This is a genomic window from Kinneretia sp. DJ1R-11, assembly GCF_025717595.1.
In the GTDB taxonomy this organism is placed as follows: Bacteria; Pseudomonadota; Gammaproteobacteria; order Burkholderiales; family Burkholderiaceae_C; genus Paucibacter_A.
This window is the reverse complement of sequence record NZ_JAJIRR010000010.1, coordinates 167,109-181,775: the sequence shown is the minus strand read 5'-3', so window position 1 is coordinate 181,775 and position 14,667 is coordinate 167,109. Positions and strand designations below refer to the sequence as shown.

Sequence of the window (14,667 nt, the reverse complement as noted above, 5' to 3'; positions counted from 1 at the left end):
AGGCACAGAGTAAAAACCAATTCGGCTTTGTATTTCTCTGTGCCTCTGTGCCTCCGTGGTTGCCTTTTGCATTCGGCTGCTTTGTGCCGATTGCAGCCTCCGGGCGAGCCAGCGCAGTCGCAAGGTCGCTTGAATCGAGTCGCCCTCGCCAGCGCTTCGGTTCTAATCTGCAGCCATGGCCCAACTTCCAGACACTGCTGACGCAAGCAACGCCACCGACGCCAGCCCCGAGCGCAGCCCGCGCGGGATCCAGAGCATCGAGGTCGGCGGCCAGTTGCTGACCGCCCTGGCCCACCATGGCCGCCCACTGGCCCTGAAAGACCTGGCCCGTGAGGCCGAGATGGCGCCCGCCAAAGCCCACCCTTATCTGGTCAGTTTCATCAAGCTGGGCTTGGTCGAGCAGGAAGCGCTCAGCGGCCGCTACGGCCTGGGGCCGCTGGCCCTGCAACTGGGCCTGATCAGCCTGCAGCAATACGACCCTGTGCGCCTGGCCACACCGCGCATTGAGGAGCTGGCCCAGAACCTGGGCCTGACCGTGGCCATCGCCGTCTGGGGAAACCGCGGCCCCACCATCGTGCGCGTGGCTGAGGCACCCAGCCCGGTGCATATCAGCATGCGCCATGGCACGGTGATGAGCTTGCGCGGCACGGCCTCGGGCCGGCTGTTCGCGGCCCATCTGCCCGAGGCCACGATTCAGGCGGCCCTAGACCTTGAACCCGACCGCCTGAGCGCCCCTGAGCTACAGCCCTTGCAAGAGACGCAAGCACAGATCCGCGCGGCCGGCCTGGCCAGCGCCGAGGACGGTGTGGTCGCCGGCGTCAGCGCCCTGGCCGCGCCGGTCTTCGATGACCAGGGTCGCATGGTGCTGAGCCTGACCGCCATCGGCCCCAGCCGCGGCTTCAGCTTGGCGGCCAGCGGCCTGCCCGCGCGCAGCCTCAAGCGCGCAGCCGAGGAAGTCTCCAGCCAACTGGGTTGGCGGCCGCGGCCACCGCCATGACGCCAAGCCAGCCGACCTCCGCGCTAACTCCGCATCACTAGTTTTCTATGAGGCAGGTATGAACCCAGCGCAGCACATCCCGATTTCTGCAACGCACTTTGGCGAACTGGACGGGTCCGACTGCCCGGGTTGCCAAGGCGAAGAGCGCCTCGGATTCGAGTTCAGCTACGCATTCCAGCCCATCGTCGACCTGCGCGACGGCAGCATCTACGCCCACGAGGCCCTGGTTCGCGGCCCCCAGGGGGAATCAGCGGCAAGCGTGCTGGCCTTGATCAACGACGACAACCGCTACCGATTCGACCAGGCCTGCCGTGTCAAGGCCATCAAGGACGCCGTGAGCCTGGGCCTGGCCACCTTGGCCGACACGCGGCTGTCGATCAACTTCCTGCCCAATGCGGTCTATCGCCCGGAGGCCTGCATACGCACCACCCTGGCGGCGGCGAGCCACCATGGCCTGCCGCTGGAGCGCATCATTTTCGAAACCACCGAAGGCGAACGCGTCGGCGACGGCCGCTGGTACGCCGAGGTGATGACCGAATACCGCCGCATCGGCTTTCTCAATGCAATTGACGACTTTGGCGCCGGCTATGCCGGCCTGGCCTTGCTGGCCGACTTCCAGCCGGATCTGATCAAGCTGGACATGGGCTTGCTGCGCGACATCGACAGCCATGGCCCGCGCCAGCTGATCATCCAGGCCGTGCTGGGCCTGTGCCGTGAAATGGGAATCCAAGTCATCGCCGAAGGCGTGGAGACCCGCGCCGAGCGCGACTGGCTGTGGCGCCAAGGCGCGCATCTGATGCAAGGCTATCTATTCGCTCGGCCGGCCTTCCAGAGCCTGGTGGCGGCCGAGCAGATCGAAGCGCTCAAGCGCTGAAACGCTGTTGGCGGGCGGAGCGCCCCTCAGTTGCGCAGCTTGAGCAGCAGCGCCGCTTCTTCGGCCGGGCCATAAAAGTACGGGAAGAGCGTGCGGCTGGCGGCGCCCAACTCGGCAGCCCGGCCGCCCCAGTTGGCGATCCGCTCACGCCCATGAACGAGGTTCAGCACCATCAGCACGGCCGGCGCCTGCACGCGTGGGTTCAGCTGCACCTCGGAGCGCTGCTCAAAGCCCAGCATGCGCTTGTAGAAGGGCACATGACGCGGGTTGACCTCGATCACCAGCAGCTCGCAGCCGGCCAGCCGGTGCGCATGGAGAAAAGCCAGGTGGAAGAGCCGGGCCAGCAAGGACTTGTTGTCGCTGACGTCGTGATCCAGCGCCAGGCGGCCGAATTCGCACAGGCTCAGGCCGCTGGCGCGCAGCGCTGCCAACTCTGCTGGGAACAAGGCATCGGCTGCCAAGCCCTGGGCTCCATCGAAGCGCACGGCAATGGTGGCCACGGTCGCCGGCCCCAGGAAGGCCGAGCAGATGGTCACCGAACCCTCGCTGTGCGTGCTGAGCTCCTGGCAGAGATAGCCGCGCTCGGCATAGCGCCTGGCGAGCAGGCTGTAGGCGCCCATGCGGCTCTCGCTTTGGGCGGTGCGAAAGGCCAGACCGGTGGGTAGATCCTGGGCTTCAAAGCATGGTGCGACGGGTTTCATGTACTGCTCTCGGGTTGGCGTCCAGGCTCGAATCTGAGCGAAGTCGAAGGCCAGTCTAGAGACAGAACACCCTGAAAATCGGGGCCAAACACGTGACTTACACGGTGCCGCGGCACTTACATCCGGACACGTGCCAGGCACAGCCGGGGCCTGGCCTACAGGCCGCGCCAGTGCTGGGCGCACAGGTCACGGGCACTCTCAGTCGCCGGAACAAGGCGCTCGCAAGCGACCAGTTCCCGGCTTCGCGCGCTTACATCTGGCACGCCACAAGCAAGCTTTTGGCCAGCGCCAAGCGGCAGCACTCACCAATGCGGCCGGTCCGAGAGTTCGGCCCATTGCCGGCGCGCCGTTTGCATCACAGCGGCCACGCGGCGGTCGGCATGTGCGGCCGCCACCTCGACATCGAACACCCGAGCCAGGGCTGCCGGGGCCAGGCGCTCCGGCATCAGGGCTTGCCGCGTGGCGGCCTGCTGTGCCAATGCGAGCAAGTCCGCCGAGCCTGCTGCGCCGCTGTCGGACTCGATCTGCCGGCACAGCTGCTCCACCCAAGCATGGGCCGCCTCGCGCCCCAGCAGCGGACACATCAGCAGATTCAGCGCCTCCGCAAACACCAGGCCACGCTGGGCATCGATCTGCTCGCGCATGCGTGCAGGGAACACCCGCAGACCGGCCAGGCCCTCGGACAAGGCGCGCACCGAGCCATGGGCATGCAGCAGCAGTCCGGCCATTTCAGCCAGCTCAGCCTGCCAACCACCGAGGCCGCGCTCCAGCTCCTGCGGCATGCAGGCCAGCAAGGCGGCCACACGCTGCGGCGCACGCTCGGCTGCAGCCAGGGCGCGCAGAAAGGCCACCGGGTTGTTCTTGTGCGGCATGATGCTGCAGGCGCCGCGCTTGAAGCCGCGCTCGGACTCGCGCGTAACGGGCTCGCGCTGGGCCAGCTCACCCACTTCCGGCTGGCACAGCCAGGCCAGGTCGCGCGCCAGCTTGCCCAGGCCGCCGCACAGGATGCCCAGCTCGGCGCCCAGGCGCACCATGCGGTCGCGCTGGGTGTGCCAGGGCATGGCAGGCTCGGGCAACTGCAACTCGGCGGCCAAGGCCGCACTGACGGCATCGGCCTGTTCGCCCAGGCTGGCCAGGGTGCCCACGGCGCCGCCAAACTGCAGCTGCAAGGCGCCGTCGGCGGCATCGCGCAAGGCCTGGGCGCTGCGCAGCAATGGCAGAGCCCAGTTGAGCACGCGGCTGCGCAGGCTGCTGATCTGGGCTGGCTGCATCAGGGTGCGCGCCAGCACCGGAACGCCGGGCTGCTGTTCGGCAAGCTCGAGCAAATGGCCGAGCAAGGTCAGCAAATCGTCCTCGATCAGTCGCAAGCTGCGGCGCAGGATCAGCACGAGGGTGGTGTCCACCATGTCCTGACTGGAACTGCCCCAATGCACATAACCGGCGGCCACCGGGTCGAACAGGGCGACCGTATCGGCCAACTTCTGCAGCACCGGAATGGCCAGACTGCCGGCCGGACCGCTGGCCTCAACCAAGGCCGGCAGATCGTAAAGCTCGACCCGACACAAGCTGGCGATCGCCTGCGCCGCCGGCAGCGGGATCACGCCGCAGCGGCCCTGGGCACGCGCCAGTGCCGCCTCGAAATCCATCATGGTCTGCACCACCGAAGCCGGCTCCAACAGGGCCAGCATCTCCGGGGTGGACAAAAAGCCTTCAAACACCAAGACCGACATCAACTACACGCCCAGAAGGTTTTTGTCGCCGCATGGTAGCCAGCGCCCCCAAAGAAAACAGCTCCTGCAAACCCGCAGCGGGTTTGTCAGGAGCTGCAGCGGCCACCTGTCAGTGCAGGCAGGCCGTCAGGGCATGGTCAGCGTCGCTCAGGCGGCGGCAGCGTTGGTGTGCTGCATGGCCAGGCGGCTCATATTGCCCATGGACACGCGATGCATTTCCAGCAGGGCCAGCAGGCCGTTGCGGTGCAGTTGCACGACCTTGTCGTCAGCCAGCTCGGCCAGCTTCTGCTCGTCCACAGCCAGGAAGCCTTCGACGTCCAGCTTCTCGCCATTGCCCATGGTGGCCTCGAAGCGCATATCGCGCAGCAGGTCCAGTTCCACCAGGTGGTTGCAGATGGCGCGAGTGCGCTCAGATTCCTGCTCGAAGCTCTCCAGGAAGTTCTTGGCGTTCAGCAAGAACTCAGTCGGCTGGCCGTCGTCTGCGAACAGAGAGCTGCCCTCGGTCTCGGAGAAACCGGGCCATTCGCTGTCGAAGCACACAGCCACTTGGTCTTCGTTCTGGTCCAGACGGGCCATGGCGAAGGGATAGCGGCGCATGAAGGCGGGCACATAGTTGCCGGTCCACTTGCCGTCCTTGACGAACAGATTGCTGCCGGGCTTGAGGCCCAGGACGGCCAGGGGGGCCACAGCTTGCTTGGAGCCGTCGGTCGGGGTTTCACCGACGCGCACGAACACGATCGGGTATTCCTTGCAGGCTTCGGCGAACTCGACCGCTGCCAGGAACAGCGAGTTCTGGCCGACCACGCGTTCCACGGTGGACAGCTCGGTCTTCAGACGCAGCTTCTTGTGGGCCTCACGGTCCAGGGGCACCAGATTCCCATACAGCGGGGGTGTACTCATTTACTCTTCTCCATCTACCGCCAGTCGACTGACCAGCACTTTGTCCACACGCTTGCCATCGAGGTCCACGACCTCGAATCTCCAGGCGTTCCACTCCACCACATCGGCCGTGCGCGGCAAGCGCCCCAGCAGCAGCATGATCATGCCGGCCAGGGTGTTGTAGCGCCCACGGTCTTCTTCGGGCAGTTCCTTCAGCTCCAGGCGGTCCTTTAGCTCGGGCACAGGAATCAGGCCGTCGAGCAGCCAGCTCCCATCCTCGCGTTGCACCGCCCAGGCATCTCCATCACCGGGCGCATTGAACTCGCCCGCGATCGCTTCCAGCACGTCGCGCACAGAGATCACACCCTGCACTTCGCCGTATTCATCCACCACGAACACCAGGGGCGCATCCGAGGCCCGGAAGTGTTCCAGCAATTCCATGCCCGACAGCGTCTCCGGCACGAACACCGGTTGCTCCAGGTCCTGCACCAGGGCCAGCTCCTCGCCGCTGAGCGCACGCTGCAGCAGTGCCTGTGCCGAGACGACGCCCAGCACCTCGCTGAGATCACCGCGGCAGACCGGGTAGCGGCTGTAGCCATGGGCGCGCAGCACGGTCAGCACCTGCTCGGGCGTGTCGTCGGCATCGAGCCAGGCGATCTCGGCACGCGGGATCATCATCGAGCCGATCTCGCGCTCATCGAGGCGGAAGACATTGCGCACCATCTGATGCTCATGCTCCTCGATCACGCCGGCGTCCAGACCTTCTTCCAGGCTGGCGGCAATTTCCTCTTCGGTCACGCCGCGCTGGGCACGCCCACGCAGGCCAATCAAGCCCAGGGTGGTCTCGGTGAAAAAGGTCAGCAAGCGCACCAAGGGGCGCACGGCCAGGGACAACAGCTCCATGGGCGGCGCCACCAGGCGGGCCACGGTTTCGGGGTAGATCTGGCCGACACGCTTGGGCACCAGCTCGCCGAACACAATGGTCAGCACGGTCAGGATCACCACCACCAAGCCGGTCGCCGTGATCTCGGCGGCCTTGGCATGAAGCTCGAAGGTCAGGGTCAGCCAGGCGGCCAAGGGGCCGGAAAAAGCGGCATCACCGACGATGCCGTTCAGCACACCGATCGAAGTGATGCCAATCTGCACAGTAGACAGGAACTTGGTCGGGTTCTCATGCAGGTCCATGGCGGCTTGCGCACCGCCCTCCCCGCTCTCGACCATGACCTGCAAACGCGCCTTGCGGCTGGCTGTCAAAGCCATCTCCGACATTGCAAACAAGCCGTTGAGCAGAATCAGAAAGAGAACGAGCGCGGTATCCATTGAGGGCGCCACTTCCGAGGGTTAACCCCAGGTTGAGCGCGGACGATTGCAAGAGGCCGCAAGCGTAGCAGATGCATTTGACAGCGAAGGCAGCACAATCCCGCAATGAACTATCTCGTCGGTGACCTGCAGGGCTGTTGCGATGCGCTCGAACGCCTGCTGAAGAAAATCGCGTTCTCGCCTTCACGCGACCAGCTCTACTTCCTCGGAGACCTCGTCAACCGCGGCCCGGCCTCGCTGGCCACGCTGCGCCGCTTGAGCGGCCTGGGCGCAGCAGCCACCTGCCTGCTGGGCAACCACGACCTGCACCTGCTGGCCGTGGCCCATGGCGCACGCAAGGCCTCCAAGAGCGACACCTTGAGCGACATCCTCGACGCCCCCGACCGAGCCGCCCTGCTCGACTGGCTGCGCCAGCAACGCATGGCTTGCCAAGCGCATGGCTGGTTGATGGTGCACGCCGGCGTGCTGCCGGACTGGAGCCTGGCGCAGACCCTGAGCCTGGCCGGCGAGGTCGAAGCCGTGCTGCGCGGCCCGGACCTGGCCGATTTCCTGCCGCAGATGTACGGCAATGAACCCGATCGTTGGAATGAGGACCTGCGCGGTCCCGAACGCCTGCGCCTGGTCATCAACGCCCTCACCCGCCTGCGCTTTTGCGATGCAGCGGGCCGCATGGATCTCAAGACCAAGGGCGACAGCGCCAGCGCCCCACCCGGTTGGCAGCCCTGGTTCGACACCCCAGGCCGCCGCAGCGCCGGCCAGCCGATCGCCTTCGGTCATTGGTCGACCCTGGGCCTGCTGCAGCGCCCCGACCTGCTGGCCCTGGATACCGGCTGCATCTGGGGCGGCCAACTGAGCGCGGCCCGCGTTGAGCAGGGGCGCTGCCTGGAAATCATTCAGGTGCAGTGCGAGCAGGCGCAGAAGCCGGGCTGAGGCTTCACACACGGCACCGCGAACGGGGGGCGCCAAGCGCGAAACCCGCTCGCGTCGACACTGCGCCGACCTCCATGCCCCAAGTGACTGCGATCGAGGTGCTGCTCGGTCGCGATCCGCACTGGCCCGTGCTCGTGACAGGCAAACCCGTGAAGGCGCTGGTGGATGTCACGGTCGCACTGGCGCCCAGGGCGTGGCTGCAGGCCAAGGGAGAGCGTACGGGCAAGAACCAGCGGACCAGCAGCCAGGTCTGAGCCCTTCAAGCCGCGGTCAGAACACCGTCACTCGAGCGTCGCTGGCTCGCTCTCGGTGTGCCGCTCAGGCTCCGTGGTGAGGAGGATCTCATTCAGAACGGAGGTGGCGTAGTTGCCGGCGAGCAAGGAGAACGCGAGCACCAACTGATCAGCTTGCGGCCATTCCCATGACAAGCCCTCCGGACAGGCCACCAGAGCGCGGCGGTCCTGATCGAGACCTGCATGCTCCATGCCGTCGCACAAGGCGGCGTGGCGTTCAGCCACGCCGTTCTCCAAGGCCTGCGCTTGTTCGCTGGTGATCACGCGGCCCCGTCCCCAGAGCGGTCCGGTGGGCCGGCCGGCCTCGTCCATCGCGTCACCGGGCAGGGTCTGGCCCCAGAGTCCCTGCTGAATTCGCTGCGCCAGCACTTCATTGAAGACGAAGGAGCGTACCGCCGACAGGTAGATGCCCTTTTTCTTCGGGTTGCGCACGCGAATTTCGCGCGCCAACATGGCCCGGCCCTGCTCCACATTGCCACCCTCAAAGCCGAAACGCTGAGCTCCGAAGTAATTGGGTACACCCAGTTCAGCAATGGCCTTGAGATTGGACTCGACAGCATCACGGTCGCCTTTCAAGTCGCGCAGCACGATGCGGAATCGGTTGCCTTGCAAATCACCGGGGCGCAGCTTTTTCACATGTCGGCTCTGACTCAGCACCTTGAATTCCGGGTGCTGCAGCAGAGTCAGGTCGGGCGTCTCACCTTTCCCTTTTCCAATCGGCAGGTAGATGCTGAACCACTGACGGGTGATGGCATAGCGGTCCTTGAGGCCGGCATAGCCCACATCCCATTCCTGCACGCCGGCGGCCGCGGCCAGCTGCTGAGCGACGAAGGCGGTGTTGGCGCCGTTCTTTTCGACATCCAGCCAGACATGTTCGCCGGCACCGGAAGGCAGTTGCAGCGGCAGTTCGGTGACGATGAAATCCTCATTGAGGAGTTTCAGAGTGGCACTGGCACCGCTGGCCGGATAGGCCCTGGGCCACTGCGGCAAGGTCGTGTACTGAGCAGCGTCGGTCATGAGCGGTCTGACGGTAGGCAATGAGTAGCAAAGCGAGGCACGGTGGCCGTCATCAGCCGCAATCGTCCTCGGCCAGATGCAGCGAATCCCTTGCGGCTTCGAGTTCAGCACCGCTTGTCTGTCGACACCTGTGTTGACTGGCGGCACAGAAATCGCACTGCCGCGGAGATTCCACACGACAAAAAAACAGCGCTCGAAAGCGCTGTTGAACTGAAGGCTTGCATTTGTGAATGGAGCCAAAGGATTGCACCCTGTGCAATTCAATGCTTCAAGTCACAACAGCCCATGCTTCATCGTGATTTGGCGGAAGCTGTGAGATTCGAACTCACGGAGGGGATAAACCCTCGCCGGTTTTCAAGACCGGTGCCTTAAACCGCTCGGCCAAGCTTCCAAAAAACTGTCTGCAACTCCCACGGCGACCCAGCAATTTGGCCGGAAGACGCTGCACCTCAATCGCCTGGCGAATTGGTCGCATATTCTAGCAGCACGGGCAAGGCGCCAGAGAGCCCGGCACCAGGCCGCCCCTTGCCGGGACACTGGGTCGAAGGGAAATCGCTCCGACCGTTCTTCTCGCCCACCAGAGACACCGTCACTCGATGCATGGGCTGCGAGTCCATATGCCAACTTCTCTCGCCGACCTGCGGCGGCTGAAGCTGTACGCAGCGCGCAGCGATGGATGCCGCCAAAAAACGACGAAACCGTTCGCGAGCCTGCCGTCAAGCGCCCGTTTCCTGATTCTCGTTCTGCGCGGCTGCGATACGCCGACGACGTTGCGGCAAAGCCAGCAAAGGCACAGCTGCCGCCAGTCCCAACAACCAGAGGGGAGAGCTTGCGCCACCACCGCCACCACTGCTGGGCGCAGGCGTGGGCGTGGGCGTGGGCGTGGGCGTGGGCGTAGGCGTAGGCGTAGGCGTAGGCGTAGGCGTAGGCGTAGGTGTAGGCGTAGGCGTCGGCGTCGGCGGCTTGGTGCCCTGAATCACGCCGCAGCTGTCCAATGCAGCGCTGCTGAGTTGGACAGCTGCCCGGACAGGGGCCTGATAGGTCGCAGGGGCCGTCGCGTAACGCACAGCCTCCTCAGCGTCCAGCAAGCCCGTGCCACAGGTCTCGGTGGTGCAGCTGCAACGGCTGAAATTGCTGCTGCTGCATTCTCCCAATGCGGCCGCGATGACATGGGGTCGGGCGCTGATCTTCAAGCCAGCCTCCACTTGAGCCAGTGTCAGTGCTGGATTGCTCGCCCACATCAGGGAGGCCGTGCCTGCCACCTGCGGCGCGGCAAAACTGGTGCCGCTGGTGGCTGCGTAGCCCCAGGCCGAGCTCGTCTCGTCCGGCCGCAGCTTGCCCTTGTTGCTGGTTGAGGTCATGCCGCTGTCGGCCAGCAAGTTGTCGCATGTACGCCCGTAGTCGCCATCACCACCAGGGGCAGACAGCGCGATCTCTCGACCGTAGTTGGAGTAAATCGATTTGAAACCCTGACGATTCACAGCCGCCACACCGAACACGCCGGCGCAATTGGCAGGACGACCAACCGCCGTGCGCAGATTGCCGGCAGCCGCCACGATCATGACATTGCGCGCGCGCAATTCAGCGATGGTGTCGTTGTACAAGCGCGCTGCCGCGGCCACCTCGGGATTGCTGTCCTTGATGTCACAAGACTTCACGCCTGCAAAGCCGATCACCAGCACCTTGGCTGGATTGGCATTGAGCGGAACACCGTTGACCGCCAAGCCGGCGGCCCAACGCATGCCATCGATCATGTCGGCGACGGCTGCACCGCATTTACCTGACACGCGCACCGGCAAGATGCGGGCATTCCAGTTGATGCCGGCCACACCGGCCGCGTTGTTGGTCACCGCGCCCAGCTGACCCGCCACCAAAGTGCCGTGCCAACTGCTGGTTTCGTTGACCGTACAGCCATCCCACAAAGGCAGGTTGGCATCATGTTCCGTCTTGGACAGGGCATCGCCCGTGTCATCGGCAGTGTTGCTGCGGCCCACGCCGTTGTTGTTGGCGTACTCGGGTTTGCTGACGAAGTTGTAGCCGGGCAGGATGTTGGCCTGCAAATCGGGGTGAGCCGTGATGCCGGAATCCAAGACGGCAATCACGGGCGACGTACTTCCCTTTTGGAGATCCCAAGCCTTGGGAAAGTTGGCCACGCCGGCACTGCTGCTGTCATTCCTGTCGCCCAACCACCATTGTTGGCTGGCGTACAGGCTGTCGTTGGGGACGGCCGCACGCTGCTCGCGGCTGTTCAGCAGCACGGACGCAACCGTGCTGTCCTGACGCAGCTGCGCGGCCAGACGCTGCGCCTGATCCACGCCCAAAAGCTTGGGCGCCTCAAGCAGTTGCCAGCCCGAGCCCAGAGGACGGCTGACACGCAAGGCCAGCTGGTGACGCTGCAACAGGCTCTGAAGTGCCTGCGCCTCGCTCTTGCCCGCCTGCGGGTGGAGCTGAATGATCAGGCCTTGGACATTGCCGCCGGACCTTTCTGGCTCATCAAGGCGTGTCTGGCGCGCGAGAGAAGGAGAAGCCCAGGCAGCGGCCAGCAGCAAGGCAAGCGCCGCTGCAATGAAGGACGGCTTGGCGGATGGGTGAGCGGAGTGGGTGTCGGTGTGCATGGCGACACCCTATTGCGCCTCCGTGAAGCGGCCGTGACAAGCGCCGCCGGCACGTTCGCACACCAGCGCGCTCGCTCCGGCCGCCGACACCAGCCGCCTGCCGCCATGAGCCATTCAACCCATGATGGACACAAAGCTGTCATTCACACCGTGGTCATGCGAGCCACCTAGCATGGGTCGGTATTGAGAACCAGCGTGCCCAACACGCACCGCCCATGAGTGCTTCCCTGCTGAGGGCCCTGGTGGCCGGGCTGTTCTTTTGGGGCGGCTTGGTCCTCGGCGCACAAGCCTTGCCGGCTGGCATGGCCGCCCCTGAACCTGCCACGCTTCCCGCACTCGACTTTCGCGATGCCAGCTTGCTGGCGGTCTTTGAGTCGCTGAGCCAGAGCAGCGGCATCAATTTCGTGTTCGACAAAGACATGCCGCGTGCTGCGCGGGTGTCCTTGCGCCTGCGTGGAAGCACCCTGGACGAAGCGCTGGCGGTGATCATGCGCATTCATCAGCTGGACTACAAGCCGCTCGGTGAGCGCACGCTCTTGATCTACCCGAGTTCGACCGCCAAACAGCGTGAGCATCAGGACCTGGAGGTGCGCACCTTCTACCTGAACCATGTCGATGCCAAGACCGCTTTTGCGCTGGTGCGCACGATGGTCAAGACGCGCGATCTGTTCGTCGACGAACGCCTCAATCTGCTGCTTGTGCGCGACACGGCCGAGGCCGTGGCAATCGCCGAACGCCTGCTGGCCCAGCTGGATCAGCCCGAGACCGAGTTGGTGCTGAATATTGAGTTGCTGGAAATCAACCGTGATCAAAGTTCCGAGCTGGGTCTGAACTGGCCGCGGCAGCTGAACCGTGGCCCGGCCGGGGCTGCGCTGCAAGCACCGCTGAACCCGACGGGGAATTGGTTCACCAGCGCGCTGAATCCGCTGCTGCTGGCGCAACTGCGCGGCTCTGTCGGCAAGAGTCAGCTGCTGGCCCAGCAAGTGCTGCGGGCACGCAACCATGAAAAAGCGCGACTCAAAGTGGGCGAGCGCCTGCCCGTCTTCAACAGCACCGCCACCAATGGGAGCACGCTGTCCACCACGGTGGCGTATCTGGATGTCGGGCTCAATCTGGAGATTCAGCCCGATCTCAAGATCGACGGCGACATCGGCCTGCAACTCAATTTGGAGATCAACAGCGTCGTGGCCCGTGAAGAGTCGGGGGGGCCTGTTCCAGCCATCGCCTATCGAACCGACACACGCCACATCAGCAGCACATTGAACCTCAGCCATGGGCAGACCCAGCTGATTGCCGGCTTGTTCAACAAGGAGGACCGCCGGGCACTTGCCGGTCTGCCCGGTCTGTCGGCGCTGCCGCTGCTGGGGCGTCTGTTCGGCATTCAGGCTGATACGCAGACGCACAGCGAAGTCGTGTTGCTGCTGACCCCACACATCCTGCGGCAGCCCTCCTGGTCCGAGGCGGGGCGTCGCGCTCTGCCCTCCGGTCTTGCTGCGCAAGCAGATGCTCGCAGCGTGCGCCTGCGCCCATCGGCCGCTGTGTCGGTCTCGCTGAACGGAGCGCCGGTCATGGAGATGGACGATGAGGCGGGCGAGCCGAGCCAAGAGACTGACGCGACGGGCGATGGCCGCGCCCTGCTGCGCCTGTCCAGCGCAGGCGTGGTGACGGCAGGCGAAACCCTGTCCATCACCTTGCAGAATGCGTCGGCTGCCGCAGTGCAGGGGCAACTTGGTTACGACACCCATCTGTTCCAAGCGACTCAAGCCAGCCAGGGCGGCTCAGACCACGCGGGCCTGCTGCGTTTCGAGCTGCCGCCGCGGGGCCAAGCGGTCTTCGTCTTGCGCGCCTTGCCCGACAGCGCGGGCGCGGCCGAGCTGCGTCTGCAAAGTCTGTCGGCCCGCGCGCGCGACGGCAGCAGCATCGACGTACGCGTCGAAGGCAACGTCCAGGTCGAGATTGCCGAGCCCTGATCCCCTGCGAACGCGAAGGATCCACGGAGCTCAGAGCGCGCCTCCAATGCCCGCCTTCGGCGAGGAAGGGCACCAACAACAGTCACGGCAAAGCCCAAGGGATTCGGCTTGCGAAACTTTTCCAGGCTCAAAAAGGCGCTTTCGCTGCAGCCGAAGGCAAGCACAGGGTGTCTACGTAGTCCGTTTGGGCGAAAAAGCGTGATGTGCAGCACGACTCCATGTCATCACCGGCTGCCAAAGTCCAGCCTGTCGCAAGACGACATCGTTCTTTGTCCTTGCGGTCGCGCATCCCACGGTACCCAGAGCACCGCCCATAGCGGCAATGCAAGCCACGCGTTCAGCGAGGCCAACTCAGGTACCGGCCGGCCCCGCCGGAACGAAATGAATTGCAAGACCCATCTCGTCCTTCTCGTCCCTCTCGTTTATCCATCGGAGTGAACCACATGAAACTCAAGCACATCGCCGCAGCAGCCCTGGCCGTCGCCTCTGTTGTCCCCGCCGTCGCCAGCATCGACACACGCAACATCAACACCGCTGAAATGTTCCTCGTCGTCGGTGATGAGAACGGCTCCTTCCTGTTCGACACCGGCCTGAAGATCTCGGACTTCCTGTCCGGTGTGACCACCCCTGGCTACGCACGCCAGTGGAATGTCAGCGGCGCCGCCTGGACTTCGTACAAGGCAGCCGACACCAACCTGCTGGACGGCACGGCCACCAAGGGCACACGCTGGGCCTTCATGGCCTCGGCTGGCAGCAGCCTGCCCTCGCCTGAGCACTTCTTGTTCTCGACGGTCAATCCGACCCAAGACATTACCCAGTTCATCAGCAACGGTGACTTTGACAGCAGCGAATACATCGGCATCTCCAATGTGGTCGGCAATGCGGGCCAGACCCAAAGCCACCTCGGCAGCTACGCCGTCAATGGCCAGAGCCACAACAAGAAGGGCGAAGGCATCACCCACTTCCTGGGCGGTTTCACGCTCGAGACCAGCAATTTCCTGCTGGGCAACAAGGTCGGCGACGTCGCCAGCATGATCAGCATCGCCGGCTCCTCGGAAGAGCCTTTCGAAGCCACGCTGAACACCAACCTGACCGCCCTCTACGGCATGCAGGTCAGCTTTGACGGCACCACCCTGTCGGTGACCACGCCGGTGCCGGAACCCGAAACCTACGCCCTGATGCTGGCCGGCCTGGTTGGCGTCTGCATGATGACGCGCCGCCGCCGCGCCGACTGAAACCCTCGGCCGAGGGTTCCCGGCATTCGCTCCAAGCCCCGGCCGATTTGATCCCGTTTTGCCTGCACCACACTGGCCTCAAGGCCGGTGGGTCAGGTCTCGTCTC

General features: G+C 64.7%; 12 protein-coding genes and 1 tRNA gene. 6 read left to right on the top strand and 7 right to left on the bottom strand.

The genetic code is table 11. The annotated features are described in order from the left end of the window. The first annotated feature begins 175 nt into the window (after positions 1–175). Together LNV23_RS17090 and LNV23_RS17085 are read left to right on the top strand one after the other, a co-directional pair. The gene (locus tag LNV23_RS17090; RefSeq protein WP_263564086.1) at positions 176–997 is read left to right on the top strand and encodes an IclR family transcriptional regulator; all 822 of its coding nucleotides are present in this window, start codon (positions 176–178) and stop codon (positions 995–997) included. A gap of 58 nt (positions 998–1,055) precedes the next feature. Continuing rightward, positions 1,056–1,871, top strand: coding sequence for an EAL domain-containing protein (locus LNV23_RS17085; RefSeq protein WP_263564085.1), 816 nt, complete (start codon positions 1,056–1,058; stop codon positions 1,869–1,871). Positions 1,872–1,897: 26 nt separating this feature from the next. On the opposite strand, the gene LNV23_RS17080 is transcribed toward LNV23_RS17085, so the two are convergent. The 4 genes from LNV23_RS17080 to LNV23_RS17065 all read right to left on the bottom strand — a co-directional run bounded on the left by LNV23_RS17080 (position 1,898) and on the right by LNV23_RS17065 (position 6,501). Further along, complete coding sequence (locus LNV23_RS17080; RefSeq protein WP_263564084.1) at positions 1,898–2,572, bottom strand: N-acyl amino acid synthase FeeM domain-containing protein; 675 nt, start codon at positions 2,570–2,572, stop codon at positions 1,898–1,900. Positions 2,573–2,874: 302 nt separating this feature from the next. Further along, a complete protein-coding gene (locus LNV23_RS17075) occupies positions 2,875–4,302 on the bottom strand; it encodes a lyase family protein (protein ID WP_263564083.1) in 1,428 nt (475 codons plus the stop codon). Positions 4,303–4,449: 147 nt separating this feature from the next. Further along, positions 4,450–5,202, bottom strand: a complete 753-nt coding sequence (locus LNV23_RS17070) for a SapC family protein (protein WP_263564082.1) — start codon at positions 5,200–5,202, stop codon at positions 4,450–4,452. Beyond that, positions 5,203–6,501 (bottom strand): hemolysin family protein, encoded by a 1,299-nt coding sequence (locus tag LNV23_RS17065; RefSeq protein ID WP_263519898.1) that lies wholly within the window; start codon positions 6,499–6,501, stop codon positions 5,203–5,205. Between the two features lie 105 nt (positions 6,502–6,606). Here LNV23_RS17065 and LNV23_RS17060 point away from each other — a divergent pair, with 105 nt between their 5' ends. Together LNV23_RS17060 and LNV23_RS17055 are read left to right on the top strand one after the other, a co-directional pair. Next, positions 6,607–7,431: a symmetrical bis(5'-nucleosyl)-tetraphosphatase gene (locus tag LNV23_RS17060; RefSeq protein ID WP_263564081.1), complete on the top strand. Its 825-nt coding sequence runs from the start codon at positions 6,607–6,609 to the stop codon at positions 7,429–7,431. Positions 7,432–7,505: 74 nt separating this feature from the next. Continuing rightward, entirely contained in the window at positions 7,506–7,685 is a 180-nt protein-coding gene (locus LNV23_RS17055; protein WP_263564080.1) for a hypothetical protein, read from the top strand. A gap of 27 nt (positions 7,686–7,712) precedes the next feature. Here LNV23_RS17055 and truD read toward each other — a convergent pair whose 3' ends face one another. The 3 genes from truD to LNV23_RS17040 all read right to left on the bottom strand — a co-directional run bounded on the left by truD (position 7,713) and on the right by LNV23_RS17040 (position 11,356). After that, positions 7,713–8,741 (bottom strand): tRNA pseudouridine(13) synthase TruD, encoded by a 1,029-nt coding sequence (truD, locus tag LNV23_RS17050; RefSeq protein ID WP_263564079.1) that lies wholly within the window; start codon positions 8,739–8,741, stop codon positions 7,713–7,715. A gap of 301 nt (positions 8,742–9,042) precedes the next feature. After that, positions 9,043–9,132, bottom strand: a tRNA-Ser gene (locus LNV23_RS17045). A 325-nt stretch (positions 9,133–9,457) separates the two neighbouring features. Next, positions 9,458–11,356 carry a S8 family serine peptidase gene (locus tag LNV23_RS17040; RefSeq protein WP_263564078.1) on the bottom strand — a complete coding sequence of 633 codons (1,899 nt, stop codon included), beginning with the start codon at positions 11,354–11,356 and terminating at the stop codon, positions 9,458–9,460. A gap of 215 nt (positions 11,357–11,571) precedes the next feature. On the opposite strand from LNV23_RS17040, the gene LNV23_RS17035 reads away from it, so the two are divergent. Next, on the top strand, positions 11,572–13,326 hold the full coding sequence (locus LNV23_RS17035; RefSeq protein WP_263564077.1) for a secretin GspD/PilQ domain-containing protein: 1,755 nt from the start codon (positions 11,572–11,574) through the stop codon (positions 13,324–13,326). A gap of 443 nt (positions 13,327–13,769) precedes the next feature. After that, positions 13,770–14,561: a PEP-CTERM sorting domain-containing protein gene (locus LNV23_RS17030; RefSeq protein ID WP_263564076.1), complete on the top strand. Its 792-nt coding sequence runs from the start codon at positions 13,770–13,772 to the stop codon at positions 14,559–14,561. The last annotated feature ends 106 nt before the right edge of the window (positions 14,562–14,667 follow it).